This is a genomic window from Planktothrix tepida PCC 9214 (genome assembly GCF_900009145.1).
Classification (GTDB): Bacteria; Cyanobacteriota; Cyanobacteriia; order Cyanobacteriales; family Microcoleaceae; genus Planktothrix; species Planktothrix tepida.
In genome coordinates, this window is the sequence record NZ_LN889813.1 from 762,703 (window position 1) to 778,517 (window position 15,815).

Below are 15,815 nucleotides of genomic sequence, written 5' to 3' on the forward strand. Positions count from 1 at the left end.
TTTCGTTATTTAAAGATTTTGTGAAAAAAAGTAAAATTTTATAAAATCGAGAAAAACAGTAGCCATCATAGGATAATAGTGCTACAATCAAGACGGTTTAAAATCCATCTTATAGGAATTTGTAATTCATCTTAGATCAATCGGTATGACTACGCTCAAAAATTACTATAGTATGTTACAAGTTAACCCCACATCGACAGCCTCAGAAATCAAACAAGCCTATCGTCGATTAGCAAAAATCTTTCATCCTGATAGCCAAACTCAATCAGCAGATCATGACCGAATTATTCAGATTAATGCAGCTTATGAAGTATTAAGTGATCCACAAAAACGCCAATCCTATGATCGACAACTGGGTTTAGAAGTTAATCCGTATTCTAACGGTTTTGAACCCTCGATTTCTAAAAAACAACAACAAAAAGCTACGGAAGCTGATGCAGAATTAAACGGTTGGATTAATAAAGTTTATAAACCCATTAATCGTTCGATTAATCAAATTTTAAAGCCTCTAAAATCGGAAGTCAATAAATTATCTGCCGATCCCTTTGATGATGAATTAATGGAAGCTTTTCAAGCTTATATAGAATTGTGTAGAAACGCTCTCAATAAAGCTCAACAATTATTCCGTTCTCAAAAAAATCCCTCCCCTGTCGCTGGAGTTGCAGCCCATATTTATTATACCCTCAATCACTTAGATGACGGACTCAATGAATTAGAAACATTTACCCTCAATTATGATGATTCTTCTCTACACACAGGTCAAGAATTCTTTAGGATTGCCTCTCGTTTACGTCGAGAAGCCCAGGAAGAAATGAAAAAAATTTGCTAATATATAAAGGTGTTATAGTTTAACCTATCTAGCGATCAGCAACAGGAGAATTAATTATTATGTCACCAACAAGATGTGCTTCCGGGGTTTGTATTAGATTTGCAAGAAATTTGGAATATCGGTTAAAATATAGAAATACTAATTAGTTAGGAAATTCAAAAATCAAGTTGTAGATCTGAATTTTTAACAGTTACTAATTGCTGCGGACAGATTACAGTAATTCTTGATGTGAGTGCAAAATCACTAGGATTAAAGGTTAGAATATGTGTAATATTATTGGCAAGCATGACGGCAATAAGGCGAACATCGTGAGTACGTTTTCCCATGACTGGCTCTCCTGAATAAATAGTGTAAAATGTAGCGTAAGCTACGTTTTACACTCCGACTGAATATGGACTTTCAATTAGAACGCTTGCTCAACCTCCCGAATATTACGGTGTTCAGTTGCCAAGAACAAGAAGGTTTTGTTGTTCTTAAGTTAGAATTATTAAACGAGGGAATTACTTGTCCACATTGTCAAAGTTATACCGATCATATTCATCAAACTCGCTCAATGTTAATTCGAGATCTATCTATTTGTGGGCAGGGAGTTTATTTGCATCTTCCCCGTCGCCAATTTTATTGTGCTGGATGTAAAAAATATCCAACAGAACCCTTAGAATTTGTAGAGAAAAGGAGGAATTACACCATTCGTTATGAAGAATATATCTATGAAAGAGTTAAAGAATTAACTGTAGAGCAAGTCAGCCAGAACGAACAATTAAGCCCTCATCAAGTGGGAAGTATCTTTCAAAGAATCGCCCTTCAGAAAAAAAAGCTGGGGAGAGCCGGAAAAATTAAGCTTAGATGAATTCAGCCGTCAAAAAGGAAAAAGAAACTTTGTTACTGTAGTAAGTGATCTATCGAATGGTTCGTTATTAGAAGTTATTGATTCTCATAAAAGTTCAGAGATTATCGAAGTGTTAAAGCAGCAACCCGAATCAATGAGAGCCAAGGTCAAAGAGGTTTCTGTGGATATGTGGGGAGGATTTAAAAAAGTGATTCGGGAAGTTTTTCCTAATGCTTTAATTGTCATTGACCGATTTCATGTGATGAAGTTAGTCAACAGTTCTCTGAATCAACTTCGACTTAAATTAGAACTAAAAGGCTTAAAAAATCGGTGCTTACTGCTCAAAAATTATGTCGATTTAACCCCCGAAGAGAGAAGTGATCTGAAACTGTTGTTAAAGGCCTCCCCCTGTTTGAGTATCGCTTATGAATTAAAAGAGGAACTCCGAGATATTTATGAAAGCAGTACAACGGTTCTTATGGGAATGAGAAGATTAAAGAAATGGCTCAATTCGGCTCTTATTGTTTTTGGAAAAACCGCCCAAACTCTTAAACACCATCTTCCCGATATTTGCCATTATTTTATTAATCGAACAACCAGTGGAGTTATGGAGGGATTAAATAACCGGATCAAATTAATTCTTCGTCAAAGCTATGGCTTCAAAAATTTTGAGATGATGCGTGAAAAGCTACTAGCTTGTCTTTCTTTATAAGATTTACTTATCACCATAGGTACAGGAGAACCATGGTGGGGTAGAATTCTATTGATTATATCCTAAGCTTAGTTTCTTTTAGTTTAAGAAATCGAATTTTTGACCGTTCTTGAGCAACTGAAACAAGATTTTTTTATGAAAGTTGAGTTTTTTCTAAAAAAAGCTTAGAATAAATTTACATAACTTAACAACAGCAATCTGGCTTGCATTTTTATGGAATGCGTGATCACTCGTCGGGCGCAATTTTCCGCTAGTCATCGGTATTGGTTGCCCGAATTGAGCGCCGCCGAGAACATTGAGCGGTTTGGCCTCACATCCCGCGCCCCTGGACACGGACATAACTATGTTTTGTATGTGTCAATGGTGGGAGAACTCGATGAATATGGTATGGTGCTGAACCTATCGGATGTCAAACACACCCTAAAACAGGAAGTTACCGACCATTTAGACTTCGCCCATCTTAATGATGTTTGGCCGGAATTTCAGCAAACCCTACCCACTACGGAAGCTCTAGCACGGGCAATTTGGCATCGGTTAGCCCCCCATCTTCCCCTAACGAATATTCAACTATTTGAACATCCTGAACTCTGGGCAGACTATCAAGGAAACGGCATGGAAGCTTATCTAACACTTAGTACACATTTTAGCGCCGCCCATCGGCTGGCTCATCCCGACCTCAGTTTTGAGGACAATTGCGAAATTTATGGCAAATGTGCCCGCCCTAACGGTCATGGTCATAATTATCATTTAGAAGTCACGGTGAAAGGAGAAATTGATCCTCGTACAGGGATGATTGTAAAATTAGAAAGTTTACAAAAAGTGATTGATGATTATGTGGTAGAACCCTTTGATCATACTTTTTTAAATAAAGATATTCCCCATTTCGCTAAAGTTGTGCCAACGGCTGAAAATATTGCGGTTCATATTCGAGATTTATTGCAAAATCCCATTCAAGAATTAAGGGCAAAATTGCATAAAGTTAAATTGATTGAAAGTCCGAATAATTCCTGTGAAGTCTATTGTACAAATACAGAATCTGAGCCTAAAACACTTCAAGTAAAACAACCTGTATTAGCAAAGGTTTAATTAGGGGGTTGAAAACTCAAGCAACCGGGTTTCTAGTCATCATCTCTTGGAAAAATCAGGAGTTTTGGTCAAGAAACCCGGTTTCTGTATCAGTCCTAAAATCCTGACAAAGCTCTGTCAATTCGTAATATAGACTAGCACACCCAAATTCCACATCCCTTTCCTGTTGTTGAGTTTTATAAAGGGTTGGCAAAACTTTTATCCCACACGAGTTGACACCTATGCGGTTATCGACAGTTACCCTTTTAACCTTAGCGGCTTTTGTTGCTCAAGACTCCTCAACTGAGGCGAGTCCTATTCCTAATCAGGCGACAAATGCTTTACCTCATGCTTCCGAGTCGAGTCAAGCTGCTAATCCGGTCGAGATGATGGCATTAACTCCTAGTTTAGCAGTTAGTATTCCCGAAATGATGGAAAGTCCATCCTTTTCCTCAACGGAATTTTCTCCAAAAGATCTTACCTCTGTATCTATCACAAATGTACTTGATCAAACTTGGTTAGCGGAATTGGTTAAAATCGGTAATGGGGAACACCAAAGCCAGATAAAAAGCCCGATTTCTGTTGCACAACTGAGTCCGAGTTCCGCGTTAAATTATGAGTTTAGTCAAACCATTACTTTACTGAATACTTTATTAATTGTTGCCACCTTAGTTCCCAGTATAACAATTTTATTCTTTTGGTTAGTCCGTCGTTTGATTGTTAAAGAAATTGTGGCTCAAGCCCAGAAAAAATTAAATCATATTGATAATTTAGAAGCCCAATTAAAAGCGTCTAAACAACGCTATCAACAGTTAATTAAAGAATTAGAGTTTCAAATTACAACGACCCAGGAATCAATTAATTTTTTAAATCGGGAAGCGAAGGTTTCTAAATCTTCTATTGAACAGGTAGAAACCCTCAAATCTCAATTTATTTTACGTTTACAAGGAATGATTTCTGAGGTTCAAGACCTCAAAGAGCAAGCATTAAAAGAATTAGAAGAAAAAACCAGAGAAACAAAACAATCTATCCTTCCTGAAACATCCGTTTCGTTGAATGGTTTATCTCCCTCTTCCCCTTCAACAGAATCTTTACCTAAACAATCCATTAATTCTAGTATTGTACAGACAACGAAACCTTCTCAATCTTCTGAATCTATGATTGCGGATGATTATTTAAAAAAAGGGGAAGCTTTCTTACTTGAAGGCCAGTTTAATCAGGCTTTAAATTGTTTAGGACAAGCAATTAAAGCCAATTCCCAGTTAGGGGAAGCTTGGTTTAAAAAAGCAACAATTTTAGGTCGATTACAACGGTATAATGAAGCTTTGATTGCTTATGAGAAATATCTAAATTTATACCCGGATAAATATGAAGGTTGGTATAATCGAGGTAATATTTTAGTCCGCTTACAACGGTATAACGAAGCTATTGAATCTTATGATAAAGCGATTAAAATCAAACCAAATGATTATGAATCATGGCATAATCGAGGGGCAATTTTGAAAAAATTTAAACGATTTGATGAAGCTTTAGAATCTTACAATAAAGCTTTAGAAATTTCTCCTGATAAATATGAAATCCTGCACAATCGAGGTAACGTTTTAGCAAAGTTACAACGCTATGAAGAAGCGATCGCTTCTTATCAACAAGCCATCAAACTCAATCCTAACAAGTGGGAATTATGGTCAAATCAAGCTAATGCTTTATCAGCTTTAGAACGTTATGAAGAAGCATTAGAAGCATTAGAAAAAGCTTTAGATTTAAAACCAAATCATTTTGAACTGTTGAAAACTCAAGGTAATCTTTTAGGGAAATTAAATCGAAATTCAGAAGCTTTAGATGCCTATCAAAAAGCAATACAGATTAAACCTGATAGTTATGAAACTTGTTTCCAGTATGGAGAAAATTTAGTAAAATTAAAACACTATGCAGAAGCGATTACTCTGTATGAACAAGCCATTAATTTAAAACCTGATTCCGCAGCATCCTGGCGTTCTAAAGGAATGTGTTTAGAAAAATTAGAACAATATTCTGAAGCTTTGGCTTCCTATGATGCAGCCCTTTCCTGTCAGTCTGATGATGCAGAAACCTGGCGTTATCGCGGATCTTTATTATCTAAATTAAAACAATATCCTGAAGCTATTTCATCATTAGGAAAAGCAATTTCTATTCAAAAAGAACTCAGAACTGCCAAAAATCCTGCTATTAGTTGAGCTTCCTAACCCTCCCCTGAATGAGGAGAGGGCTAGGGATAAAGTTAAACATTATTATCACAAATCATAACAACCGTTAGGGAAAGAGTACCTGAAAGAGTCTAACTTTCATTAAATTAGATGTAAGTGACTTAATCGGGCTTTAAATCGAGCCGGATTTAAAGAATTAGTGGGTAAAGTTTCCCCTGTTAAAATTATAGTTTTCAAAATGCCAAAATGAACTTCCAATAGATCAAATCTTTGGCGTTCAAGTGCGGGACAACCCCATTGAGTTGAACGACGATGGAAACAGGGTTGCAGAGTTTGGGAAACAGGAATACAAGAGAGTGGCTGGGATTGAGATTGCATAGATTTAATACAGTGGCTATTCCCCTCAATCATGTCTGTGTAAGTTCTGGAATTCTGTGGTAACAATCTCAATCCTTCGTGAATTTGATCCGTAAAACCACTGTATTAGATCAAAGTTAAAATAAGGCTAGGATCGGATTACTCGGTGATTAACATCACAACAACCGTGAAATTACCAAGGAATCGGTTGGCGATCGCGCCAAAATCCTCCAGTCGGTGTATCATCAGTGCGTGTAGCTAACCAAACAACCGTATCCGCCCCTTGTTCAGGAGTACGGGGTGCATTCGGGCCACCCATATCGGTTTTGACCCACCCTGGACAAATAGAATTCACTGTAATCCCACTACCTTGGAGTTGAGCCGCTAAAATGGTGGTTAAGCCATTTAAGGCAACTTTAGACAGGCGATAGGCGACTGCATCACTTCCCATGGTGCTGAGTTGACCCATTCCCGAAGACACATTAATAATTCGTCCTGTGTTGTGAATTTGCATCAAAGGAATGAAGGCTTGACAAACAAGTAAAACTCCATAAACATTGGTTTCCATTGCTAACCGAACTGTTTCTAAATCGGTACTTAAAATATTGTTTTGGGGAGGGTCAGGATAAATTCCAGCATTATTAACAAGAATATCAAGACGACCAAATTCTTGACGAACCCATTCTGCTAACTGTTGACTACTTTGTTTTTCTGTCACGGTTAGAGGAGCAGAAATCACATCTAATCCCTGAGATTTAAGTTCTTCCGCCGCTATTTTTCCCTTTTCGGGATCACGACTGGTTAAAATAATTTTAATCGAATGTTGAGCCAGTTGGCGACAGGTTTCAAATCCGATTCCTCGATTTGCACCCGTTACAACAGCAATTTTTGACATATTTTTGCTTTCCCAGGAAATTAAACAGATGGTTTAATTTTAAAGCAGAGTTAATCTGTTTTGTCATCCTCCCAAGAATAGATTATACAACTGTAAAAAACTCAGTTTCTGCATTGAGATAGTCTATGAATTTTCAACCCCTGATCAACCGACCCCATACAACCGTTATTTTAGCGATGAGTGCTGATGGTAAAATTTCAGATGAAGGGCGATCGCCTGCTCGATTTGGTTCTGAACAAGATAAACGACATTTAGAACAACAAGTTGCACAAATGGATGGGGTTTTATTCGGTGCTGGAACTTTAAATGCTTATCAAACTACAATCAGAATTACCGATCCTGAATTATTAGAAACCCGAAAACAACAAGGAAAACCTTCTCAACCGATTCAAATTGTGGTGTCTGGTTCAGGAGAGATTAATCCCAATTTTCGTTTTTTTCAACAACCTGTTCCTCATTGGTTATTAACAACAACAAGAGGTCAAGAATTATGGCAGACAACAGCAGGGTTTGACAAAATTATCATTGCTGACAATAATTTTAATGAAATTGACTGGATAATAGCGTTTGAACAATTCCAAAAATTAGGATTAAAACGATTAGGAATATTAGGCGGAGGTCAACTTATTTTTACTTTATTAAAACAGAATTTAATTGATGAATTCTGGTTAACGATTTGTCCGTTAATTTTAGCGGGGAAAAATTCACCCACTCCCGCCGATGGAGATGGATTTTTATCCTCTGTTGCTCCCCGTTTGCAATTATTAGAGGTTAAAACCCTTGGTCAGGAAGTGTTTTTACATTATCAAGTGAGTTACACTACCTTACAGGAATAATGCGTCCCTAATCATTCTTGAGACAACATGGTAAAACCCTTAACATCCTCTTATTCTACCCGTTGGATTAATACGGTTGCCGAAGTCCCTCAAACGGCTTGGGATGCCCTTGCCCAATCCTTAATCACGCCCTTTTTTGAGTGGGATTGGTTGCATAATATTGAATCATCAGGAAGCGCCACTGGACGCACAGGTTGGCTACCCCATCATTTAACAGTATGGCGAGATCAACAATTAGTTGGAATTGCACCTTTATATGTTAAAGGGCATAGTCGAGGGGAATTTGTGTTTGATAATCAATGGGCGGATGTTGCCCATCAATTAGGAATTGAATATTATCCCAAACTATTAGGAATGTCGCCTTTTACTCCGGCAGAAGGCTATCGATTTCTGATTGCACCGGGAGAAAATGAAGAAGAAATTACAGAGTTAATGGTGCATTCTATTGATCAATTTTGCATTGGAAATAAAATTTCTGGCTGTAATTTTCTCTATGTTGATCCAGAGTGGAAACCGATGTTAGAAAAGTTAGGTTTTGCTTCTTGGTTGCACCATAGTTATATTTGGCAGAACCAAGAATATCAAACCTTTGATGATTATTTAAAAGGTTTTAATGCCAATCAGCGTCGCAATATTAAACGGGAACGTAAAGCAGTTAATCAAGCCGGATTACAACTCCAAACCCTGACAGGGGATGAAATTCCTAAAGCTTATTTCTCTCAAATGTATCACTTTTATGCCAGTACCTGTGATAAATTCGGTTGGTGGGGAAGTAAATATTTAACTCGCAAATTTTTTGAAGAATTACATCATAATTATCGCCATCGAGTGGTATTTGTTGCAGCGTTTGATGACACGAATCAACATCAACCTGTGGGAATGTCCTTTTGTTTAACGAAAAGTGATCGCTTATATGGTCGTTATTGGGGAAGTGTTCAAGATATTGATTGTTTACATTTTGATGCTTGTTATTATTCTCCCATAGAATGGGCAATTAATAACGGAATTTCAATTTTTGATCCGGGTGCTGGAGGTCGTCATAAAAAACGTCGAGGTTTTCCAGCTACACCGAATTATAGTTTACATCGATTTTATGATCAACGGTTGTCTAAAATTTTGCAATCTTATATTGGCAGAATTAACGATATGGAACAACAGGAGATTGATTATATTAATCAGGATTTACCGTTTAGTCAGTAGAAATTTGGTGCGTTGAATTAAATTTAAAAAGCTTTACATCTTTTGAATTTAAAAACGCAGCAAATGGCAAGTTAATACTGTAGAGACGTGCTATGTCTCGTCTCTCGTAATCCTATATTATTAACAAATTATTCAATAATTTATATTGAGTCCTGAAGGACTCACTACGAGTGAGAAAAAGCGATCGCTATTTAGAATTCCTCTATTTTATGATAATATTGAATTTATTGCATCGTGCCATCCTCACCCCAGTCCTTAACCATGAGTCAATGCCTTAACCCAGATTGCCTCCAACTCAACTCTCAAACAACAATTTTTTGTCAAAAATGTGGCTCGAAATTACTGTTAACAGATCGATATCGAGCTTTAAAAATATTAGGTCAAGGAGGATTTGGTCGAACATTTCTAGCAGTTGATGAGCATAAACCGTCTCAACCCTATTGTGTAATTAAACAATTTTTACCGCAAGCTCAAGGCACAAATAATCAACAAAAAGCCGAGGAACTGTTTAAACAAGAAGCGATACAATTAGAACAGTTAGGCAAACATCAACAAATTCCTGAATTATTCGCCTATTTAATCCAAGATCATCGTCAATATTTAGTCCAAGAATATATTGAGGGACAAAATTTAGCTCAAGAATTAACAGAAATTGGGGCATTTCCCGAAGTTAAAATTATTAATTTTTTAGGAGATTTATTGCCTGTTTTAGCGTTTATTCATCAACAACAAGTAATTCATCGAGATATTAAACCGGAAAATATTATTAGAAGAAAGAGCGATAATAAATTAGTTTTAGTAGATTTTGGAGCAGCTAAAGCAGCTACTATAACGGCGTTAGCAGTCACAGGAACAGTTATTGGTTCTGCCCAATATACTGCACCCGAACAAGCGATTGGAAAACCAACTTTTGCGAGTGATTTATATAGTTTAGGGGTAACTTGTATTCATTTATTAACGAATATTGAACCGTTTGATTTATTTGATAGTGGTGAAGGGGATTGGGTGTGGCGAGATTATTTAACAGTTAAAGTTAATAATACTTTGGGTCAAGTCTTAGATAAACTCTTACAACCGGGAACTAGAAAACGTTTTCAAACGGCTCAAGAAGTCTTAGAAGCATTACAATTAACCCAAAAACCGATATCACCACCGACACCCCAACCAACACCCCAACCAACACCGCCACCAACATCCCAACCAACACCGCCACCAACACCCCAAACCCATATAGAATTAAAGCCAGCTAGAGGAGTTAATTATCATCAATTAGAACAACTTTTGAAAGCCAGAAAGTGGAAAGAAGCAGACCAAGAAACGGCTAAAAAAATGTTAGAAGTCGCCGGAAGAACAAAGGAGGGATATTTAAGGGTTGAAGATATTGATAATTTTCCCTGTGAGGATTTACGAACGATTGACCAACTTTGGGTCAAATATAGCAATGGATGCTTCGGCTTTTCGGTACAGAAGCGCATCTATAAAAGTCTGGAAGGAACCCGGAGTTATGATAGTAAAGTCTGGGAAGCGTTTGGTGATCAGGTGGGTTGGCGTGTAGGAGGTAGCTGGTTGTACTACAAAGATCTAAAATTCAATCAGACAGCAGAAATTGGCTATCTCCCGGTTTTGGGTTTCGGGTTTGGGGGTTTAGGTGGTGGGTGGGGTGGGGTGGGTGTTTCTCTTCTCTCGCATCGAGACTTGTAGACTGTAACATATAAGGCTTACAGATTTTCGTAAATTTATGACATCAACATTTTCCTTGAAGTCAAGCGGGTTGCAGGTTTCCGATAGGGTCAGAAACCCAGTTTCTTAATTGAGCTTTTTGTTAGTAGCAAAGGTTAAGGCAGAAACCGGGTTTCTTGGAGGTGCTGGTGGGGATAAGAAAATAATTAATCTCAATAAACAAGTTGATTAATTCAATCACATTAAAAAAACTATGAGCAAACTGATCTTAGAAATTCCTGAAGATTTAGCAGAAACTTTACATTTGCCACCATCGGAAAGACTTTCAAGAGTTAAAAGAGAACTAGCGATCAGACTTTATCAGAGAGGAATTTTATCTTTCGGTAAAGCACGACAATTAGCCGAAGTAAGTAAATGGGAATTTCATGAGTTACTAAGTCAAGAAAACATTGAACGCAGTTATGATTTAGAAGAATTAGAAACTGATTTATATAATTGAGGATGAAAGTAAAAGATATCATTAAACGATTAGAACAAGATGGTTGGTATTTAGCAAGGACTCAAGGAAGTCATCGGCAATTTAAGCACACTTTAAAGTCTGGTCTTGTTACTGTTCCTGGTAAACCATCAGATGATTTAGCACCAGGAACATTAAATAGTATTATTAAACAAGCTCAAATTAATCTTTAAATCTTAGGAAAAATTGACCCATGAAACGTTACGCCATTGTCATTGAAAAAGCAGAAGGAAACTATTGCGCTTATGTTCCCGATTTACCGGGGTGTATTGCGACGGGTTACACCCTAGAAGAAACCGAAACACAAATCAGAGAAGCGATTATTTTTCATCTGGAAGGGTTAGAAATTGAAGGTTTACCAATTCCTGAACCTGTAGCGATATCCGAATATGTTGAAGTTTAATCCCAAAATTGAGGTTCGGTAATTTTTGCTAGAATAAAATCACACACCCATTGGAGGTTATCAACTCATGATGGTGCAAACCGTTACTAAAACCTATAGCTTTGAAGACTATCTCAATTATAAAGATGATACCGATCTTAAATATGAACTTTTTAATGGAGAATTAATTCAGATTCCCCTTGGTAGTGGTTTACACGCTGAAATTTTACGTTTAATCTATGATATCTTAAAAGCAGAAATTCAACGATTACAATTAGATTGGGTTGTGCGACCTGGAACTGTAGGAGTGAGAACCGGAATCACAAAATCTCGTATTCCTGATTTATTAATCATGACGGAAACTCAACGTCAACTTTTGAGGACATTACCCTCAGCTATTCTCGAAGACCCGCCTTTATTAGTGGTTGAAATTGTTAGTCCCAATAACCCCGATGATGATTATCGTTATAAACGTTCAGAATATGCAGCATTAGGCATTCCTGAATATTGGATTATTGACCCCCAAGAATTAAAAATATCAATTTTAACCTTAGTTTCTGGTTTATATGAAGTTATAGAAATGAGCCAAAAATATCCTATAAATTCTATAACTTTTCCTGAATTAAAATTAACCGTTGAACAAATTTTAAATCCTTTTTAGACCGGTTCCCCCCTCGTTTCTAGGTTCCACCTAGAAATGAAAAAAGGAGGCTCTGCCTCCTGTTATAATTAAGATTAGATCTCCTGTTATAATTAAGATTAGATCTCCTGTTATAATTAAGATTAGATCTCCTGTTATAATTAAGATTAGAGGCAGAGCCTCAAATTGGCATTCCAATGCAGAGCATTGGAACGAGGAATTAATCAATTAAACGGATAAATTTCTTTTTGCCAACTTGGAGAACTTTACCCTTTAATTCATCAATAGTATTAAACGTTAAATCAACTTCAGAAATGCGATCGCCATCTAACTTAACAGAGCCCCCTTGAATTTCTCGCCGCGCTTCACTGCTGCTTTTACATAACTTACTCGCACTGAGAATATAAAATAACTTTGCAGGAAATTGAATCTCAGCTAAGGAAAACTCAGGAACCGCTTCTGCTGTTTTTGCATCCCCTTGAACTAAGGTTAAAGACGCTTTTTGAGCTTCTAACGCCGCTTCTTTCCCATGGAATTGAGACGCTATTTCTAATCCTAATAACTTTTGCTTATCCCTAGGATTTTCGGGTAATTGATCAAGGGGAAGATTCGTTAATAGTTCAAAATATTGGTTTAATAAATTATCTTGAACCTTCTCTAATTTAGAATACATCGTTAACGGATCTTCCGATAACGCCACATAATTTCCCAGGGATTTTGACATTTTTTGAACGCCATCCGTCCCAATTAAAATTGGCATTAATAAACCAAATTGAGGTTTTTGTCCAAAATGCCGTTGTAAATCCCGTCCCACTGCTAAATTAAACTTTTGATCCGTACCCCCGATTTCAATATCCGCTTCCACCGCAACGGAATCATAACCTTGCATTAACGGATAGAGAAATTCATGTAAATAAATTGGACTTTCCTTTTCAAACCGCAGCGCAAAACCTTCTTTGGCTAACATTTGCCCGACGGTCATTGTTCCTAACAATTCCAGAATTTTAGCTAAATCTAATTGCGATAACCATTCCGAATTATAGCGAATTTCCAACCGTCCAGGGGTGTCAAAATCCAAAATCGGACGCAGTTGTTCTAAATAGGTTTGAGCATTTTTCTGCACATCTTCCGGGGTTAATTGACGACGGACTTCGGATTTCCCCGTCGGGTCACCAATTCTAGCCGTAAAATCCCCAATAATTAACACAGCGATATGACCCGCATCTTGAAAAGCGCGTAACTTGCGAATGGGGATACTATGTCCTAAATGAATATCCGATGCAGTGGGATCAATGCCAAATTTAACCCGTAGAGGTCGATTTGTTGTCAATAATCGTTGACCCAAATTCTCATCGGGGTTCTCAGAGCTTATAATTTCAGGAAAAATCTCAGTAATCCCTCGGCGAAGGGGGGGAAAATCTTGTAGAGATACCGCCGATTCCAATTCTACAGAAGGTTGACTCACAGCCATGATCTTAAAATTCTTTTGCCAATTTAGGGTAAAATCCGTTAACCTTGATCCCGGAATAAAAATTTGATCCGTACCTTCGGGATTCTATCATTTCCCGCCCAACTAGGAGGAGATCTGTTCAACCCAAGCCTAAAGAAATCTGTTTCTAGGGTTTAACTGCACAATGCCAATGTTATATGCTATCACTGGAAGCTCAAAAAAAGTTAATATTTCTATCTGCAAGCCATAAATGTTATGTAGCCCTGTTTTCATTGAGGGAGTAAATTAAACGTGTCGTCAACTAACACAATCCCACAGGAGGTTCAGGTCAACAACTCATCAACGTTGTTTGACTTTGTTCAGTCTGTTAGCAAAGTAACTGCCGGAACCTTACTCGGCGTTACGATGTTAACCAGTTCTGTCGTCGCCGGTGGGCTGGTCGGCTTGGCAGTCAGTTTCCGCAATTTGCCGGATGTGCGGGTATTGCAGAACTATGTTCCTACAGAAACCACCCACATCTATGATATTAAAGGGGTTCCTCTGGCCAGTCTTCACGATGAAGCTAACCGGGAAGTCGTCTCTCTCAATCAGATTTCTCCCCATCTGAAACGGGCTGTTATAGCGATTGAAGACAGCAATTTTTACTATCACAAGGGAATTAACCCGACGGGGATTGTCCGGGCGTTTCTGGCTAACTTAGAAACGGGTTCCACGGTGGAAGGGGGTTCGACCCTGACCATGCAGTTGGTGAAAAACCTATTTTTATCCCCGAATCGTACCATTAGCCGTAAAGCCGCAGAATCGGTGATGGCGATTCGTTTAGAACAAATTTTATCCAAGGATGAGATTTTAGAACTCTATCTCAATCAAGTTTATTGGGGTCATAACCTTTATGGGGCGGAAACCGCAGCCCAGAGTTATTTTAATAAATCAGCGGCGGATTTAACCTTAGCGGAAGCAGCGATGATGGCGGGTTTAATTCCTGCCCCGGAAGATTATAGTCCGTTTGTGGATTACAAAAAAGCCAAACAAAGGCAGTTAACCGTTTTGAAGCGGATGCGGGAACTTCAGTGGATTACCCCCCAAGAAGAAGCCCAAGCCAAGAAACAAACCTTACTCGTCGGCAAAATTACCTCCTTTAGCAGTAGCCGTCTTCCCTATGTGACGGAAGCTGTGGTTGAGGAACTTTCTGAACGCTTTGGTCGGGAGGCGGTTCTTAAAGGGGGAATGCGAATTCAAACCACCATTGATATGAATTTCCAACGGATGGCGGAAAAAACCATCAGTGAATGGCATGAAAATTTATACTATCAAGGGGTTTATAACAGTTTACAAAATGGCCAAATTGCCCTGGTTTCTATTGACCCTCGTACCCATTTTGTTAAGGCGATGGTCGGGGGAGCCGATTATAAAACCAGTCAGTATAATCGAGCCATTCAAGCCCTACGTCAACCAGGATCTGCCTTTAAACCCTTTGTTTATTATGCGGCTTTTGCTAGTGGCAAATACGGGCCGGATTCAACGGTTTATGATACGCCCGTAAGTTATCCCGATGGCTATGGCTATTATTCCCCCCAAAACTACGGTGGAGGTTTCTCTGGGGCGGTGAGTATTCGTACAGCCTTAGAACACTCCTTGAATGTTCCGGCGGTAAAACTGGGTCAAGAGGTGGGACTCAATCAAGTGATTGAAGTGTGTCGAGTCCTGGGAATTAAGAGCCCGATTGAACCTGTTGTTTCTCTACCGTTGGGGTCGGTGGATTTAACGCCGATGGAAATGGCTGGAGCTTATGCCACCTTTGCCAATGATGGCTGGCACTCTGACCCGACGTTTATTGTCCAAGTTACCGATAGTCAAGGCAATATTTTATTGGATAATACCCCAAAACCCCGATTAGTCTTGGATCAATGGGCTGTGGCGTCTCTCAATAGCGTGTTACAAGGGGTGATTAATAGCGGGACAGCGACTCGTGCCCAAATCGGACGTCCGGCGGCGGGAAAAACTGGAACAACCTCTTCTGAACGGGATATTTGGTTTGTTGGGTATACTCCCGATTTAGCAACGGCTGTTTGGGTGGGTAATGATGACTATACTCCCCTAACCTATGGGGCAACGGGAGGAACTATTGTGGCTCCGATTTGGCGTGACTTTATGTTACAAGCATTAGATGGGAAACCAGCCACTTCTTTTAAACCGGCTTCCGCTTATAGCAAACCTTAATTCAGAATCCAGTTCAGCTT

At 38.5% G+C, this 15,815-nt stretch carries 15 protein-coding genes and 1 pseudogene; 12 read left to right on the plus strand and 4 right to left on the minus strand.

Annotation, left to right across the window (positions count from 1 at the left end; all coding sequences use genetic code 11):
* The first annotated feature begins 145 nt into the window (after nt 1-145).
* Nucleotides 146-829, plus strand: a complete 684-nt coding sequence (locus PL9214_RS25975; RefSeq protein ID WP_072722178.1) for a J domain-containing protein — start codon at nt 146-148, stop codon at nt 827-829.
* 155 nt (nt 830-984) lie between these two features.
* On the opposite strand, the gene PL9214_RS31610 is transcribed toward PL9214_RS25975, so the two are convergent.
* Entirely contained in the window at nt 985-1,155 is a 171-nt protein-coding gene (locus PL9214_RS31610; protein WP_186440460.1) for a hypothetical protein, read from the minus strand.
* 65 nt (nt 1,156-1,220) lie between these two features.
* On the opposite strand from PL9214_RS31610, the pseudogene PL9214_RS25980 reads away from it, so the two are divergent.
* From PL9214_RS25980 to PL9214_RS25990, 3 genes and pseudogenes are all read left to right on the plus strand, one after another.
* Nucleotides 1,221-2,370, plus strand: a pseudogene (locus tag PL9214_RS25980) (ISL3 family transposase).
* 213 nt (nt 2,371-2,583) lie between these two features.
* Nucleotides 2,584-3,456, plus strand: coding sequence for a 6-carboxytetrahydropterin synthase (locus tag PL9214_RS25985; RefSeq protein ID WP_072722179.1), 873 nt, complete (start codon nt 2,584-2,586; stop codon nt 3,454-3,456).
* Between the two features lie 221 nt (nt 3,457-3,677).
* Nucleotides 3,678-5,648 (plus strand): tetratricopeptide repeat protein, encoded by a 1,971-nt coding sequence (locus PL9214_RS25990; RefSeq protein ID WP_072722180.1) that lies wholly within the window; start codon nt 3,678-3,680, stop codon nt 5,646-5,648.
* A 111-nt stretch (nt 5,649-5,759) separates the two neighbouring features.
* On the opposite strand, the gene PL9214_RS25995 is transcribed toward PL9214_RS25990, so the two are convergent.
* Nucleotides 5,760-5,996: a hypothetical protein gene (locus PL9214_RS25995; RefSeq protein WP_139295160.1), complete on the minus strand. Its 237-nt coding sequence runs from the start codon at nt 5,994-5,996 to the stop codon at nt 5,760-5,762.
* Nucleotides 5,997-6,168: 172 nt separating this feature from the next.
* Nucleotides 6,169-6,870: an SDR family oxidoreductase gene (locus PL9214_RS26000; protein WP_072722182.1), complete on the minus strand. Its 702-nt coding sequence runs from the start codon at nt 6,868-6,870 to the stop codon at nt 6,169-6,171.
* Between the two features lie 125 nt (nt 6,871-6,995).
* Between PL9214_RS26000 and PL9214_RS26005 the strand changes: the two genes are divergently transcribed.
* From PL9214_RS26005 to PL9214_RS26035, 7 genes are all read left to right on the plus strand, one after another.
* Nucleotides 6,996-7,706, plus strand: a complete 711-nt coding sequence (locus tag PL9214_RS26005) for a RibD family protein (protein ID WP_072722183.1) — start codon at nt 6,996-6,998, stop codon at nt 7,704-7,706.
* Nucleotides 7,707-7,733: 27 nt separating this feature from the next.
* On the plus strand, nt 7,734-8,906 hold the full coding sequence (locus PL9214_RS26010; RefSeq protein ID WP_072722184.1) for a GNAT family N-acetyltransferase: 1,173 nt from the start codon (nt 7,734-7,736) through the stop codon (nt 8,904-8,906).
* Between the two features lie 261 nt (nt 8,907-9,167).
* Complete coding sequence (locus PL9214_RS26015; RefSeq protein WP_222425284.1) at nt 9,168-10,607, plus strand: serine/threonine-protein kinase; 1,440 nt, start codon at nt 9,168-9,170, stop codon at nt 10,605-10,607.
* A gap of 232 nt (nt 10,608-10,839) precedes the next feature.
* The gene (locus tag PL9214_RS26020) at nt 10,840-11,085 is read left to right on the plus strand and encodes a UPF0175 family protein (protein WP_072722185.1); all 246 of its coding nucleotides are present in this window, start codon (nt 10,840-10,842) and stop codon (nt 11,083-11,085) included.
* A 2-nt stretch (nt 11,086-11,087) separates the two neighbouring features.
* The gene (locus tag PL9214_RS26025) at nt 11,088-11,276 is read left to right on the plus strand and encodes a type II toxin-antitoxin system HicA family toxin (RefSeq protein ID WP_072722186.1); all 189 of its coding nucleotides are present in this window, start codon (nt 11,088-11,090) and stop codon (nt 11,274-11,276) included.
* A 20-nt stretch (nt 11,277-11,296) separates the two neighbouring features.
* Nucleotides 11,297-11,506: a type II toxin-antitoxin system HicB family antitoxin gene (locus PL9214_RS26030; protein ID WP_072722187.1), complete on the plus strand. Its 210-nt coding sequence runs from the start codon at nt 11,297-11,299 to the stop codon at nt 11,504-11,506.
* A 67-nt stretch (nt 11,507-11,573) separates the two neighbouring features.
* On the plus strand, nt 11,574-12,146 hold the full coding sequence (locus PL9214_RS26035; protein ID WP_245824371.1) for a Uma2 family endonuclease: 573 nt from the start codon (nt 11,574-11,576) through the stop codon (nt 12,144-12,146).
* 199 nt (nt 12,147-12,345) lie between these two features.
* Here the strand turns inward: PL9214_RS26035 and tyrS are convergent, their stop codons facing one another.
* Nucleotides 12,346-13,596 carry a tyrosine--tRNA ligase gene (gene tyrS / locus PL9214_RS26040; protein ID WP_072722188.1) on the minus strand — a complete coding sequence of 417 codons (1,251 nt, stop codon included), beginning with the start codon at nt 13,594-13,596 and terminating at the stop codon, nt 12,346-12,348.
* A gap of 384 nt (nt 13,597-13,980) precedes the next feature.
* On the opposite strand from tyrS, the gene PL9214_RS26045 reads away from it, so the two are divergent.
* Nucleotides 13,981-15,795: a transglycosylase domain-containing protein gene (locus PL9214_RS26045; protein WP_186440473.1), complete on the plus strand. Its 1,815-nt coding sequence runs from the start codon at nt 13,981-13,983 to the stop codon at nt 15,793-15,795.
* Nucleotides 15,796-15,815 lie beyond the last annotated feature (20 nt).

What these genes read in the sequence shown, in the direction of transcription:
- PL9214_RS25975 (WP_072722178.1), top strand. Translation starts at nt 146, where the DNA reads ATGACTACGCTCAAAAATTACTATAGTATGTTACAAGTTAACCCCACA.
- PL9214_RS31610 (WP_186440460.1), bottom strand. Translation starts at nt 1,155, where the DNA reads ATGGGAAAACGTACTCACGATGTTCGCCTTATTGCCGTCATGCTTGCC.
- PL9214_RS25985 (WP_072722179.1), top strand. Translation starts at nt 2,584, where the DNA reads ATGGAATGCGTGATCACTCGTCGGGCGCAATTTTCCGCTAGTCATCGG.
- PL9214_RS25990 (WP_072722180.1), top strand. Translation starts at nt 3,678, where the DNA reads ATGCGGTTATCGACAGTTACCCTTTTAACCTTAGCGGCTTTTGTTGCT.
- PL9214_RS25995 (WP_139295160.1), bottom strand. Translation starts at nt 5,996, where the DNA reads ATGCAATCTCAATCCCAGCCACTCTCTTGTATTCCTGTTTCCCAAACT.
- PL9214_RS26000 (WP_072722182.1), bottom strand. Translation starts at nt 6,870, where the DNA reads ATGTCAAAAATTGCTGTTGTAACGGGTGCAAATCGAGGAATCGGATTT.
- PL9214_RS26005 (WP_072722183.1), top strand. Translation starts at nt 6,996, where the DNA reads ATGAATTTTCAACCCCTGATCAACCGACCCCATACAACCGTTATTTTA.
- PL9214_RS26010 (WP_072722184.1), top strand. Translation starts at nt 7,734, where the DNA reads ATGGTAAAACCCTTAACATCCTCTTATTCTACCCGTTGGATTAATACG.
- PL9214_RS26015 (WP_222425284.1), top strand. Translation starts at nt 9,168, where the DNA reads ATGAGTCAATGCCTTAACCCAGATTGCCTCCAACTCAACTCTCAAACA.
- PL9214_RS26020 (WP_072722185.1), top strand. Translation starts at nt 10,840, where the DNA reads ATGAGCAAACTGATCTTAGAAATTCCTGAAGATTTAGCAGAAACTTTA.
- PL9214_RS26025 (WP_072722186.1), top strand. Translation starts at nt 11,088, where the DNA reads ATGAAAGTAAAAGATATCATTAAACGATTAGAACAAGATGGTTGGTAT.
- PL9214_RS26030 (WP_072722187.1), top strand. Translation starts at nt 11,297, where the DNA reads ATGAAACGTTACGCCATTGTCATTGAAAAAGCAGAAGGAAACTATTGC.
- PL9214_RS26035 (WP_245824371.1), top strand. Translation starts at nt 11,574, where the DNA reads ATGATGGTGCAAACCGTTACTAAAACCTATAGCTTTGAAGACTATCTC.
- tyrS (WP_072722188.1), bottom strand. Translation starts at nt 13,596, where the DNA reads ATGGCTGTGAGTCAACCTTCTGTAGAATTGGAATCGGCGGTATCTCTA.
- PL9214_RS26045 (WP_186440473.1), top strand. Translation starts at nt 13,981, where the DNA reads ATGTTAACCAGTTCTGTCGTCGCCGGTGGGCTGGTCGGCTTGGCAGTC.